11 protein-coding genes are annotated in these 12,233 nt (G+C 68.1%); 4 read left to right on the top strand and 7 right to left on the bottom strand.

Going from position 1 to position 12,233, the window contains the following annotated elements; translation table 11 throughout:
• Nucleotides 1-195 precede the first annotated feature (195 nt).
• Nucleotides 196-651, top strand: a complete 456-nt coding sequence (locus ABGI63_RS14110) for a hypothetical protein (RefSeq protein ID WP_349743019.1) — start codon at nt 196-198, stop codon at nt 649-651.
• Between the two features lie 18 nt (nt 652-669).
• Here ABGI63_RS14110 and ABGI63_RS14115 read toward each other — a convergent pair whose 3' ends face one another.
• The 5 genes from ABGI63_RS14115 to ABGI63_RS14135 all read right to left on the bottom strand — a co-directional run bounded on the left by ABGI63_RS14115 (nt 670) and on the right by ABGI63_RS14135 (nt 7,607).
• Nucleotides 670-1,941, bottom strand: coding sequence for a Zn-dependent hydrolase (locus ABGI63_RS14115; RefSeq protein ID WP_349743020.1), 1,272 nt, complete (start codon nt 1,939-1,941; stop codon nt 670-672).
• Between the two features lie 18 nt (nt 1,942-1,959).
• The gene (gene hydA, locus ABGI63_RS14120) at nt 1,960-3,411 is read right to left on the bottom strand and encodes a dihydropyrimidinase (protein ID WP_349743021.1); all 1,452 of its coding nucleotides are present in this window, start codon (nt 3,409-3,411) and stop codon (nt 1,960-1,962) included.
• 10 nt (nt 3,412-3,421) lie between these two features.
• Nucleotides 3,422-4,864 (bottom strand): NCS1 family nucleobase:cation symporter-1, encoded by a 1,443-nt coding sequence (locus tag ABGI63_RS14125; protein WP_349743023.1) that lies wholly within the window; start codon nt 4,862-4,864, stop codon nt 3,422-3,424.
• A 100-nt stretch (nt 4,865-4,964) separates the two neighbouring features.
• Nucleotides 4,965-6,269, bottom strand: coding sequence for an NAD-dependent dihydropyrimidine dehydrogenase subunit PreA (gene preA / locus ABGI63_RS14130; RefSeq protein ID WP_349743024.1), 1,305 nt, complete (start codon nt 6,267-6,269; stop codon nt 4,965-4,967).
• Between the two features lie 3 nt (nt 6,270-6,272).
• Nucleotides 6,273-7,607, bottom strand: a complete 1,335-nt coding sequence (locus tag ABGI63_RS14135) for an NAD(P)-dependent oxidoreductase (RefSeq protein WP_349743025.1) — start codon at nt 7,605-7,607, stop codon at nt 6,273-6,275.
• Between the two features lie 131 nt (nt 7,608-7,738).
• Here ABGI63_RS14135 and ABGI63_RS14140 point away from each other — a divergent pair, with 131 nt between their 5' ends.
• The 3 genes from ABGI63_RS14140 (at nt 7,739) to ABGI63_RS14150 (ending at nt 10,595) form a co-directional block, all read left to right on the top strand.
• Nucleotides 7,739-8,464, top strand: a complete 726-nt coding sequence (locus ABGI63_RS14140) for a TetR/AcrR family transcriptional regulator (RefSeq protein WP_349743182.1) — start codon at nt 7,739-7,741, stop codon at nt 8,462-8,464.
• A 78-nt stretch (nt 8,465-8,542) separates the two neighbouring features.
• Nucleotides 8,543-9,136 (top strand): LysE family translocator, encoded by a 594-nt coding sequence (locus ABGI63_RS14145; protein ID WP_349743026.1) that lies wholly within the window; start codon nt 8,543-8,545, stop codon nt 9,134-9,136.
• Nucleotides 9,137-9,146: 10 nt separating this feature from the next.
• Nucleotides 9,147-10,595 (top strand): aminotransferase-like domain-containing protein, encoded by a 1,449-nt coding sequence (locus ABGI63_RS14150; protein WP_349743027.1) that lies wholly within the window; start codon nt 9,147-9,149, stop codon nt 10,593-10,595.
• On the opposite strand, the gene ABGI63_RS14155 is transcribed toward ABGI63_RS14150, so the two are convergent.
• On the bottom strand, nt 10,573-11,223 hold the full coding sequence (locus ABGI63_RS14155; RefSeq protein ID WP_349743029.1) for a DUF6064 family protein: 651 nt from the start codon (nt 11,221-11,223) through the stop codon (nt 10,573-10,575). The two genes, ABGI63_RS14150 and ABGI63_RS14155, sit on opposite strands and share 23 nt — an antisense overlap.
• Before the next feature lie 2 nt (nt 11,224-11,225).
• Nucleotides 11,226-12,161: an aldo/keto reductase gene (locus ABGI63_RS14160; RefSeq protein WP_349743031.1), complete on the bottom strand. Its 936-nt coding sequence runs from the start codon at nt 12,159-12,161 to the stop codon at nt 11,226-11,228.
• Nucleotides 12,162-12,233: the final 72 nt, after the last annotated feature.

Here is a 12,233-nt window from a genome sequence, read left to right on the forward strand (position 1 = left end):
CTCCTGGCGGTTGGGGCGTGGATTTTTGGCTAAGCTGCATTGTGGCGGCAAGTCCGGCCTTAGGCACGGCCCGAGCCGCATCCAGCAGGCAGAGCGTCGGGCTTCGTAAGCGATGTTTCCGAAGGTTTCTGCTGTCATCCGCCAACCGCCCCGGGCGTTGAGCAGTCACGCATATCTACAACAAGGAGTCCCGCGATGAAACATCTGATCCTCGCCGCCGGTCTGGCGTTTGCCACCATTGGCAGCGCCCAGGCCACCGATGTCGGCGTCTCCATCAGCCTGGGACAACCCGGCTTCTATGGCCAGATCGACATCGGCAACTATCCCCGGCCACGCGTCATCTATGCCGAGCCGGTCGTGATACACCGGGCACCCCGGATGGTTTATGAGCCGGTCTATCTGCGTGTGCCGCCCGGCCATCAGAAGAACTGGGGCAAGCACTGCGGCCGCTACGACGCCTGCGGCCGGCCGGTCTACTTCGTTCGCGACGACTGGTACCAGAACGAATACGCGCCGCGTTATCGCCGCGATCACGACCGTCGCGACCGCGACCATGGCCGCGGCGACGGTCGTCGCGATGACCGCCACGACGGCAAGCGCGATGACCACCCGGGTCGTGGCCATGGCCACGGCAAGGGCGGCCGCGACTGAGCGTTCGCCTGGCTCCGGCTAGGGCGCCAGGGCCCGCTCCAGCATCGCGTGCAGCAGCACATTGCAGCCCGCGGTGATGTGCTCGGGCTTGGCGTCCTCGATCTCGTTGTGGCTGATGCCGTCCTTGCAGGGGATGAAGATCATCCCGGCCGGCGCCAGCCGCGCCATATAGACGGCGTCATGGCCGGCGCCCGAGACGGCCGGCATATTCGAATAGCCCAGCGCCTCGGCCGCCTTGGCCACGGCCGCCACGCAGTCGGCGTGGAAGGGCGCGGCCGGGTAGTGCGAGACCAGCTCGATCTGGATCGGCAGTCCGGTCTTGGCGCTCAGCTCGGCCGCGAACCGGCGGATGTCGGCATCCATCGCATCGACCAGCGCATCCGTGCTGTTGCGCATGTCCATGCTGAACTTGACCCGGCCCGGAATCACATTGCGGCTGTTCGGGTGCACCTGCACCATGCCTACCGTGCCTCGCCCATGCGGTCCGTAGCGCAGCGCGGTGGCCACCACTTCCTGCATCAGCACGGTCGCCACCTGCAGCGCATCCTTGCGCAGCGCCATCGGCGTCGGCCCGGCGTGGGCCTCCATGCCGGTGACGGTGCAGTCATACCATTTGATGCCCAGCACGCCGGTGACCACGCCTATGGTCTTGTCATGATCCTCCAGCACCGGCCCCTGCTCGATATGGGTCTCGAAATAGCTGCCGATCGCATGGTCGCCGGGTTCCTCGGGGCCGATGTAGCCGATGCGTTCCAGCTCGTCCTTGACGCTCTTGCCCTCGGTGTCGGTGGCCGCATAGGCATGCTCCAGCGTGAAGGCCTTGGCGAACACGCCCGATCCCATCATCACCGGCACGAAGCGCGAGCCTTCCTCATTGGTCCAGAAGGCCACCTCGATCGGCGCCTCGGTTTCGATGCCATGGTCGTTGAGCGTGCGCACCACCTCGATGCCGGCCAGCACGCCGTAGTTGCCGTCGAACTTGCCGCCGGTCGGTTGGGTGTCGATATGGCTGCCGGTCATCACCGGGGGCAGGGCGTTGTTGCGGCCGGCTCGGCGCATGAAGGCATTGCCGATCTTGTCGACCGTCACCGTCATGCCGGCCTGTTTGGCCCAGCCGATCACCAGATCGCGGCCCTGCTTGTCGAGTTCGGTCAGCGCCAGGCGGCAGACGCCGCCTTTCTCGGTGGCGCCGATCCGGGCCAGCTCCATCAGCGAGGCCCACAGGCGTTCGCCATTGACGCGCAGATCAGCCAATTTTTCGGTGTCTGCGGGTTTGGTCTTCATGTCCATATCGGTACTGCTCCTTGACTAACGCGCGACGGCGCTTGGGGCCAGGTCTTGCGCCCGCGCCTTGACCGCCTGGAAATTCGGGCCGAAGGCCGGGCGCTTCAGATAGCGGCCGGCGCCCGGCGTGGCGCGCAGCTCGCCCTGGGCATAGACCAACCTGCCCTGACTGATCGTGTGGCTCGGTATGCCGCGCACTGTGCGGCCCTCGAAGATGTTGAAGTCGCCCTTGCTGTGCTGCGTCTTGGCCGAGATCGTCTTCGTGCCCTGGGGGTCCCACAACACCAGGTCGGCATCGGCGCCTTCGCTGACCGAGCCTTTCTGCGGATAGAGGTTGAAGAGCTTGGCGGTGTTGGCCGAGGTGATCGCGACAAACTCGCTGGGGGTCAGCCGGCCGGAGTTGACGCCGGCGTCCCAGATCACCGCCATCCGCTCCTCGATGCCGCCGCAGCCGTTCGGGATCTTGGCGAAGTTTTCCAGGCCGGCGGCCTTCTGCTCGGCGCAGAAGGTGCAGTGGTCGGTGGCCGTGGTGTGCAGCTGGCCGCTCTGCAGGCCGCGCCACAGAAAGTCCTGGTGGATCTTGGGGCGGAAGGGCGGGCTCATCACATGGGCCGCCGCAGTCGCGAAATCGGGGTGGCGGTAGACGCTGTCGTCGATCAGCAGATGGCCGGCCAGCACCTCGCCATAGACCCGCTGGCCGCGCGCGCGCGCGCGGGCGATCGCCTCGGCCGACTCGATGCAGGAGACATGCACGATGTAGATGGGCACGCCCAGCACATCGGCAATCGCAATCGCGCGGTTCGCCGCCTCGCCCTCGACCATGGGCGGGCGCGACAAGGGGTGGCCTTCGGGGCCGGTGATGCCCATCTTGGCGACCTCCTGCTGCAGCAGGAAGACCAGCTCGCCGTTCTCGGCATGGACCGTGGGCATCGCGCCCAGCTCCAGCGAGCGCTTGAAGCTGTTCACCAGGGTCTCGTCGTCGCACATGATGGCGTTCTTGTAGGCCATGAAGTGCTTGAAGCTGTTGATGCCTTCTGACCGGACGAGCCGGCCCATCTCGGCATGGACCGATTCGCTCCACCAGGTGATGGCCACATGGAAGCCGTAGTCGGCCGCCGATTTCTCGGCCCAGCCGCGCCACTGCTGATAGGCCTCCATCAGCGGCTGCTGCGGATTCGGGATCACGAAGTCGATGATCGAGGTCGTGCCCCCGGCCAGACCAGCGGCCGTGCCGGTGAAGAAGTCATCCATCGTCACCGTGCCCATGAAGGGCAGCTGCATATGGGTGTGCGGGTCGATGCCGCCGGGTAGCAGGTACTGGCCGCTCGCATCCAGCGTCTGCGCGCCGCTCGGGGCCAGGTCTTGCGCGCGCGGGCCGACCGCGGCGATCCTGCCGTCGACGCAGAGCACATCGGCGGCGAACTCGCGGTCGGCGTTGACCACCGTGCCGCCGCGTATCAACAAGCTGCTACTCATGTCCGGTCTCCTAGCGCGGCTTGGGTGCCGTCAGATAGTAGTAAATCCCCGCCACGGCCAGGCTGAAGAACCAGCCGAAGTCATAGAGGTTCAGCAGCAGGGGAGCGACACCGTCCTTGGGGATCACGCCCGAGACCGCCAGATAGCCCGGCAGGCAGGGCAGCACGCCCAGCACGAAGCCGATCACCGCATGCAGGTTCCAGCCGCCGCTGTACTCGTAAGCGCCACCACGCCGGTAGAGGTCGTCGACCTTCAGCTCGGTCTTGCGCACCAGGTAGTAGTCGACCATCAGGATGCCGGCGATCGCGCCCAGCAAGGTGCCGTAGCCGCCCAGCCAGGTGAAGAGATAGCCGCCCGAGGTGGCCAGCAGCTTCCAGGGCATGAAGAGCAGGCCCAGCAGCGCGGCGATGATGCCGCCCATGCGGAAGCTGATCTTGCTTGGCGCGACCTGGCTGAAGTCATAGGACGGCGAGACCAGATTGGCCGCCACATTGGTGGTCAGATTGGCCAGCAGTATCACCAGCAGGCCGACGCCGGCGGCCACCGGGCCCATCTGCGTCAGCAGGCCATCGGGAAACAGTTGCGCCTTGCCGTAGAGGATCGCCGAGGCCGAGAAGCCGATCACGCCCACCATGGAGAACAGCGCCATCGGGATCGGCAGGCCGATGGCCTGGCCCAGCACCTGGTCCTTCTGGCTCTTCGCGAAGCGGGTGAAGTCGGGGATGTTCAGCGCCAGGGTGGCCCAGAAGCCGACCAGGCCGGTCAGCGCGGCCCAGGTCTTGGGCCCGCCCTCGACCACCTTGGCCGGCAGCGCGAACAGCTGGCCGGCCGGCACCTTCATCAGGAGCACGACGACCAGCAGCAGCGAGGCCGCAATCATCAGCGGCGCGGCGATCACCTCCAGCTTGCGGATCGACTCCGGACCCTTCCAGATGAACCAGATGTGCAGGGCCCAGAAGGCCAGGAAGCAGGCGAACTGCGAGCTGCTGATGGTCTCGCCGGCGGCCGGGCCGGCCAGATTCATGCCCAGCACATTGAAGAAGCCGTGCAGGGCCAGCGCGCCGAAATAGCAGTTGATCGAGAACCAGCCGCAGGCCACCAGGCCGCGCAGCACGGCCGGCAGGTTCGCACCCTTGACGCCGAAGGAGGCGCGGGCCAGCACCGGGAAGGGAATGCCGTGTTTGGGACCGACGCGGCCGATCAGCACCATGGGCACCAGCACGATGACATTGGCCAGGAAGACCAGCCAGACCGCCATCTGCCAGCTGAAGCCCTGGTCCAGCATCGAGCTGGCCATCGTGTAGGTCGGCACGCAGACCACCATGCCAACCCACAGCGCCGCATAGTCCTTCCAGGCCCAGGTGCGGTGGGCGGCCGGGGTCGGCAGCAGATCTTCATTGGCCAGCGGATTGCCGGCCGGCGCGCTGTGGATGGCGCTGGTGCTGGTGCTCATGCGTTTCTCTCCTCTGGGGGTGTGTCTTGTGAAGTGAGCAATCTTTGTGCCTATGTTTGTGCGAACGGTCGCCTCACGCCATGCGGAAAACCCGCTGCGCTCAGCTGCTCACACGCATCGGATTGTTCGCATGGGTGGTCCAGTTCGCATACTCGCCGCTGACCGGCTGTCCGGTGCGCTGATCGATCTCGCCGGGCATCACGCGGCGCATCGTGATCGTGTCCGGCACCGGGCAGATCGAGACGCAGAGATTGCAGCCCACGCACTCGGCCTCGTTGATCTCGAAGTGGCGCTTGCCGTCCTTGCTGGCGAAGATGGCCTGGTGCGAGGTGTCCTCGCAGACCACATGGCAGCGGCCGCACTGGATGCAGCTGTCCTGATGGATGACCGCCTTCTCCACATAGTTGAGGTTCAGCTGGTTCCAGTTCTTCACCGTCGGCACGGCCAGGCCCATCATCGCGTCGATATTGCCGTAGCCCTTCTCGTCCATATAGTTCGAGAGGCCCGAGCACATCTCCTGCACGATCTTGAAGCCGTAGACCATCGCCGCAGTGCAGACCTGCACGGTGCCGCAACCCAACGCGATGTACTCGGCCGCGTCGCGCCAGGTCGTGATGCCGCCTATGCCCGAGATCGGCAGCCCGGCGGTCAGCGGATCGCGGGCGATCTCGGCCACCATATTCTGCGCGATCGGCTTGACCGCCGGGCCGCAATAGCCGCCGTGCGAGCCCCAGCCGTCGGTGCTGGGGTGCATCACCATGCGGTCCAGGTCCACGCCCATCACCGAGTTGATCGTGTTGATCAGGCTCACCGCATCGGCGCCGCCGGCCTTGGCCGCGCGGGCCGGCTGGCGCACATCGGTGATGTTGGGCGTCAGCTTGACGATCACCGGCAGTTTTGAGTACTGCTTGCACCAGGCCGTCACCATCTGGATGTACTCGGGCACCTGGCCCACGGCCGAGCCCATGCCGCGCTCGCTCATGCCGTGCGGGCAGCCGAAGTTCAGCTCGATGCCGTCGGCCCCGGTGTCCTCGACCATGGGCAGGATGGCCTTCCAGCTCTCCTCGGTGCAGGGCACCATCAGCGAGACGATCATGGCCCGGTCGGGCCAGGCGCGTTTGACCCGCCGGATCTCCTCCAGATTCGTGCGCAGCGGCCGGTCGGTGATCAGCTCGATATTGTTCAGGCCGATCACGCGGCGGTCCTGGCTCATCAAGGTGCTGTAGCGCGGGCCGCTGACGTTGACCACCGGCGGGTCCTCGCCCAGGGTCTTCCAGACCACGCCGCCCCAGCCGGCCTCGAAGGCGCGGGTGACATTGATCTCCTTGTCGGTCGGCGGGGCCGAGGCGAGCCAGAAAGGGTTCGGGCTTTGGATGCCCAGGAAGTTGCTGCTGATGTCGGCCATGGTTCAGCTCCGCAGGAAAGAGTCGATGGAGATCGCGGCTTGCTTGCCGTGCTCGACGGCCTCGACCGTCAGGTCGCGCCCGCCAAAGCGGCAGTCGCCGCCGGCCCAGACCTTGGCGTGGCTGGTCTTGCCGCTCGCGTCGGTGGCGATGCGGCCGCTCTTCAGTTCCAGTTCGACACCGGCCGGCACAAAGCTCTGGCCGATGGCCTTCAGCACCATATCGGCTTCGATCGTGAACAGCTCGCCGGTCTCGACCAGCTGGCCGTCCCGCAGCGCCGTCACCGCGAACTGCACGCCGCTCACCTTGCCGTTCTCGGCCAGGATCTGCTTGGGCGCGGCCCAGGTCCGCAGCAGGACGCCGTTCTTCTGTGCCCACTCTTGCTCGTAACCCGAGGCGCTCAGGCCCTCGACACCGCGGCGATAGACCATGGTCACCTCGCGCGCGCCGAGCTTCTTGCTCTGCACCGAGGCATCGACCGCCGTCATGCCGCCGCCGATCACGAGCACCTTCTGGCCGACCTTGACCTCGGCCGGCTTCGATTGGCGCAGCTCGGCGATGAAGTCCACCGCAGGGCGCACCCCCTCGCATTGCGGCTCGGTGATGCCCAGCGCGTTGACGCCGGCCAGGCCCAGGCCCAGGAAGACCGCATCAAACTCGGCCGTCAGCTGGTTCAGCGTGATGTCACGGCCCAGATGCGATCCGGTCTTGACCGTGATGCCGCCGATGGACAGCAGCCAGTCAACCTCCTGCTGCGCGAAGCCCTCGGTGGTCTTGTAGGTGGCGAGGCCGTATTCATTCAAGCCGCCCAGCTTGGGACGGGATTCGAAGAGCAGAACCTCATGTCCGCGTCGCGCCAGCCCATGGGCCGCCGCCAGCCCGGCCGGGCCGGCACCGACTACCGCGACCTTCTTGCCGGTGGCGGGTGCCCGCGTGAACAGCGGTTTCGCATCGGGCTTGGCAAAGAAAGCGTCGGTGGCGAAGCGTTGCAGCAGGCCGATCTCGACCGGCTTGCTCTCATTGGTGTTGCGCACGCAGGCCTGCTCGCACAGCATCTCGGTGGGGCAGACCCGGGCGCACATGCCGCCCAGCGGATTGGCCTCCAGGATGGCCTGGGCCGCGCCGCGGTTGTTCTCCTGCGCGATGCGCTGGATGAAGCTGGGGATGTCGATGCCGGTGGGGCAGGCCGTGATACAGGGCGCGTCGTAGCAGTAGTAGCAGCGCTCGGCCTCGATCAGCGCCTGCCTGCGGTTCAGCGGCGGGTGAGCGTCGCTGAAGTTGCGTGTGTAGTCGGCCTCGGCAAGTCGGCCGGCGGCAATGCCTGGCGTGTTGGTGTCCATCTCGGGCTCCGGGTGCTGGGTGTGTTGATAATTTACTAACACGTAAAAAATCACCAGTCGGTAAATTCCCTCGGGTCGCTACCACCGTCCTGTGTTGAGATAGCCGCGTCGACAATCCCGTCATGCCAGCAATGACCGAATCCAAGGCGCGGCGCACCAGCACGGCGCGCAATACAAGTCAGAAATCCACCGATGCACCAAGCCCGGCAGCGAGCGAGGAGCTCGCGCCCCAGCCGCGTGCGGCGCGGCTGCGCAAGGAGGCGGCCATCTGTGCCGAAGCGGAACGCCAGTTCGCGCAATATGGTTTCGAGGGGGCGTCGCTGGAAAACATCGCCGCCGCCGTCGGCATCAGCCGCCACAGCCTGCTGTACTACTACCCGAGCAAGGAGCAGCTCTACCGCAAGGTGCTCGACGAGGTGCTGGCCGAGTGGCTGGAACGCATGGCCGGCATCGTCTCGGGCACCGACCCGGAAGCCGCGATGCGCGAGTACATCGCCGCCAAGCTGCGCTACTCGCGCGAGCGCCCGGCCGGCTCCCAGGTCTTCGCCCGCGAGGTGATGGCCGGCGCACCGCGCTTTCGCGACGCGATCGAGGCCCAGGTGCTGCCGGCGCTGAATGCCGATGTCAAGACCTTCGAGCGCTGGGCCCGCCAGGGACTGGTCGCCAAGCTGGACTTCCGCCACCTGATGTTCACGATCTGGGCCAGCACCCAGGCCTATGCCGACCTCGGCCCGCAGTTCGCGATCCTGCTGGGCAAGCCGGTGCTGGAGGCGGGGGACTATGCCGCGGCCGAGGCGCTGATCACGCAGCTGGTGCTGGCGGGCTTGTGTGGGTCCAAGGACCGGTACAGCAACTGAGCCGTCGGCCCCTGTTGTATCTGGGCCTGCCGGCCCCGCGTCCCTAAGCTCGGGCTTCCCTTCCTGGAGCCCCGCCCGATGCTCAGCGATCTGCTGCCCCTGATGACTTACTGCCTGGTGATGTCCAGCACACCCGGACCGAACAATGTGATGCTGACCGCGCTGGGCGCGAACTTCGGCTATCGCCGCAGCCTGGCGCCCATCCTGGGCATCAATGTCGGCGTGTTCGCCCAGACCTTGCTGTGCTGCCTGGGGCTGGGCAGCCTGTTCCTGGCCTATCCGCAGGCCCACGCCGTGCTGCGCGTCACCGGCGTGCTCTACCTGGTCTATCTGGCCTGGCAGCTCAGCGGCGTCTCGGCGGCCCAGGGCCGGCCGGCCGAGCCGCTGAGCTTTGCGCAGGCGGTGCTGTTCCAGGCGCTGAACCCGAAGAGCTGGATCAAGGCCATCACGCTGGCCTCGGTCTTCATGCCGACCGGCCTGGGCGCGGTGCAGGGCGCGCTGCTGGTGGGGCTGATCGGCTGGGCCATCGGCTTCCCCTGCAACTCGATGTGGGCACTGTTCGGTGTCGCGATCCGGCGTTTTCTGGCCGAGCCGCGGCAGCGCCGCGCCTTCAATCTGCTGATGGCCGCGACCCTCTTGCTGCTGGCCCTGTCGCTGCTGCGCAGCCCCTAAACTGGCCCCCATGTTCTCGATCGACCGCAACTCCACGATGGCCCTGGCCGACCAGATCGAGGCACGGCTGCGCGCGCTGATCGCGGCCGGCCAGCTGCCTTCCGGTGCGCGCCTGCCCTCGATCCGCCAGCTGGCCCAGCAGCTGGCGGTCAGCCCGCAGACCGTGATCAGCGCCTATGACCGGCTGGTGGCCTCGGCCAGCATCGATTCGCGCGGCACGGCCGGCTTCTTCGTCTGCGAGCCGCGCGTGCAGCTGCCCGACCCGGCGGCACTGGAGGCCGGCGAGGAGCAGGAGCCGGTCTGGCTGGCCCAGCAGGCCAGCGACCAGCGTGCCGGCGTGTTGCTGGCCAGCAGCGGGGCCCTGCCGGCCTCCTGGCTGGCGGATGCGGTGCCGGCGGTGACGGTGCAGCGGGCGCTGGCGCGCAGCACGGCCGGCATGGCCACCCGCTGCCCGCCGCAGGGCCTGCCCGAGCTGCGCGAGCGTATCGCGATGCTGCTGCGCGGCCAGGGGCTGGCGGTCGATGCCGGCCGGGTGATGACCACCTATGGCGGCACCCAGGCCATCGATCTGATCTGCCGCGCCTTCCTGCAGCCGGGCGACACGGTGCTGGTCGAGAACCCCGGCTACTTCCTGATGTTCGGCCGCTTGCGCGAGGCCGGGCTGCGCGTGGTGCCGATCACGCGCCGTCCTGACGGGCTTGATCTGGACGAGCTGGAGGCCGCCTGCCGCGCGCATAGGCCGCGCCTGCTCTTCATCCAGACCGTGCTGCACAACCCGACCGGCTGGGGCAGCAGCCCGGCCAATCTGCACAAGGTGCTGATGCTGGCTGAGGCGCACGGCCTGCTGATCGCCGAGGACGATGTGCAGGGCCACTTCCACCCCGGCCATCCGACCCGGCTGGCGGCGCTGTCGGGGCTGGGCCGGGTGATCTACTACTCGAGCTTTTGCAAGGCGCTGAGCCCGGCGCTGCGCCTGGGCTATCTGGCGGCCGAACCGGCGCTGCTGAAGGCCTTGCTGCGCGAGAAGATCTACACGGTGCTGACGACGCCGGCGCTCAACGAGTATGTGCTGCTGGAGCTGCTGGCGGCCGGGCGTTGGCGCAAGCATCTGGAGCGGCTGCAGCGCCAGCTGATCGCGGCGCGCAACAGCACCTCGCGCCAGCTCGCGGCCGCCGGCATCGCCTTCGATCCCCAGCCCGGCGAGGGCGGGCTGTTCCTGTGGGGCCGGGTGCCGGAGGGCGTGGATGTCGATCTGCTGGTGCAGGACGCCTACCGCAACAAGATCCTGCTGGCGCGCGGCGCCACCTTCCGTGCCGATGCCGCGCCCGACCCGCATCTGCGCTTCAACGTCGTGCTGGCCCAGCATGTGCGGCTGGCCGACTATCTGCGCGAGCGCCTGCAGGCACTGGCCGGCGCGCGGGCGACGCTGGGGCGGGTCAGCGGGACGCTGGGCGCCTAGACCCCAGCGATGTGAGCAGGCTCAGCAGGGCCGCAGCCGGCAGCAGCAGGGCCTCGGGCGCCTTCAGGGTCCAGAGCGTCGCGCCGCTGATCGCGCACCACAGCAGCGGGATCGGCCACAGCCACCAGGGGCCGGGACGCATGAGCAGCAGGCCCAAGGTGGCCAGCACGGTCGGATCCGGGGCCAGGCCGAACAGCTCGACGCCGCGCCAGCTGCGGCCAAGCGCCAAGCCCAGCAGCGGCTGGGCGAGCAGGCCCCAGGCGATCAAAGCCAGGCCCGGCCAGCGCCGCCGTGGCAAGGGCGACGGTCGCCGCGTCGCGAGCGCCACAAGCAGGGCCTGCAAGGCAAAGCCGGCGGCGAACCAGGATGCTGCCCAGTTGATCTGCGCATAGCGCTGCCAGTGAAAAGCCCAGGCCACCCACAGCCAGGCAGCAGCGAGCAGCCACAGCGGCCAGCGCGCGGCGCTCAGCGGGCTCAGCAGCAGCGCCAGCCCGGCCGCCAGCATCGGCAGCTGCAGGGGCCAGATAGCGGCGTTGTAGCGCTCGAACAGGCGGGCATAGGCGGCCGGCGAGAACATCAGGAAGTCGGACAAGCGGTAACTCCACCAGACGGCCCACCACTCGGCCATGCTCAGAGCGCCGCGATCAGCTCGGCGATGCGCCGGCGCTGGGCCGCATCGGGCATGGGCCCGCTGGCGGCGGCCATGTTCTGGCGCAGGTGCTCGACCTGGCTGGTGGCCGGGATCGCGCAGCTGATGGCCGGGTGCGAGACGATGAACTTCAGCACCAGCGCGGCCCAGCTGCTGCAGCCCAGCTCGGCGCCGGCCCAGGGCGGCAGGCGCTCACCGGCCAGGGCCTGCAGCAGCTCGCCCTGGCGGAACGGCCGGTTGGCGATCACCGCGATGCCGCGCTCCTGGGCCAGCGGCAGCAGCCGCGCCTCGGCCTCGCGGTCCAGCGGGTTGTAGCTGAGCTGGATGAAGTCCAGCGGCTGGCTGCGCATGATGCGCTCCAGCTCGGCATGGCGCCGACCCTCCGAGGTGCTGATGCCCACATAGCGCAGCAGCCCGCTCGCCTTCAGGGTCTGCAGCTGCGGCAGATGGGCCTCCCAGGCCAGCAGGTTGTGCACCTGCAGCAGGTCGAAGCGGGCCACGCCCCAGTGCCGGCGCGAGGCCTCGATCTGGGCCGGCCCGCGCGCGCCGGCGCCGATCCAGACCTTGTCGGCCGCGAACACCGAGGCGGCGGCCGGTCCCAGCGCCGCCAGCCCCTGGCCGATCACCGGCTGCGAGGAGCCGTACATCGGCGAGGAATCGATCAGCCGCCCGCCGGCCGCGAAAAAGGCCCGCATCACCGCCGTGCAGCCGGCGCGCGCCTGCGCATCGTCGCCGACATTGAAGGTGATCCAGCTGCCCAGGCCCAGCACCGGAATGCGTTCGCCGCTGGATGGGAGCGGTTTGAGCAGCGGCGCCGGCTGGGCCTGGGCGACCGGGGGCAGGGCCAGCGCGGGCGCCAGCAGGGCCAGCCGGCGCAAGAGCTGGCGCCGGGCGGGATGGGCGGGCTTCATCGTCATGATCGCCTCCGGTAGATCGCTGCTGATCGGCGGCGCCGCAGGGCCGCCCTTGCACTCTAAGCCATGGCCGCC

The sequence above is a fragment of the Roseateles cavernae genome (assembly GCF_040187885.1).
GTDB lineage: Bacteria > Pseudomonadota > Gammaproteobacteria > Burkholderiales > Burkholderiaceae_C > Roseateles_E > Roseateles_E cavernae.

Coding starts and splice junctions, on each gene's coding strand:
- ABGI63_RS14110 (WP_349743019.1), top strand. CDS start 196: ATGAAACATCTGATCCTCGCCGCCGGTCTGGCGTTTGCCACCATTGGC.
- ABGI63_RS14115 (WP_349743020.1), bottom strand. CDS start 1,941: ATGGACATGAAGACCAAACCCGCAGACACCGAAAAATTGGCTGATCTG.
- hydA (WP_349743021.1), bottom strand. CDS start 3,411: ATGAGTAGCAGCTTGTTGATACGCGGCGGCACGGTGGTCAACGCCGAC.
- ABGI63_RS14125 (WP_349743023.1), bottom strand. CDS start 4,864: ATGAGCACCAGCACCAGCGCCATCCACAGCGCGCCGGCCGGCAATCCG.
- preA (WP_349743024.1), bottom strand. CDS start 6,269: ATGGCCGACATCAGCAGCAACTTCCTGGGCATCCAAAGCCCGAACCCT.
- ABGI63_RS14135 (WP_349743025.1), bottom strand. CDS start 7,607: ATGGACACCAACACGCCAGGCATTGCCGCCGGCCGACTTGCCGAGGCC.
- ABGI63_RS14140 (WP_349743182.1), top strand. CDS start 7,739: ATGACCGAATCCAAGGCGCGGCGCACCAGCACGGCGCGCAATACAAGT.
- ABGI63_RS14145 (WP_349743026.1), top strand. CDS start 8,543: ATGCTCAGCGATCTGCTGCCCCTGATGACTTACTGCCTGGTGATGTCC.
- ABGI63_RS14150 (WP_349743027.1), top strand. CDS start 9,147: ATGTTCTCGATCGACCGCAACTCCACGATGGCCCTGGCCGACCAGATC.
- ABGI63_RS14155 (WP_349743029.1), bottom strand. CDS start 11,223: ATGGCCGAGTGGTGGGCCGTCTGGTGGAGTTACCGCTTGTCCGACTTC.
- ABGI63_RS14160 (WP_349743031.1), bottom strand. CDS start 12,161: ATGACGATGAAGCCCGCCCATCCCGCCCGGCGCCAGCTCTTGCGCCGG.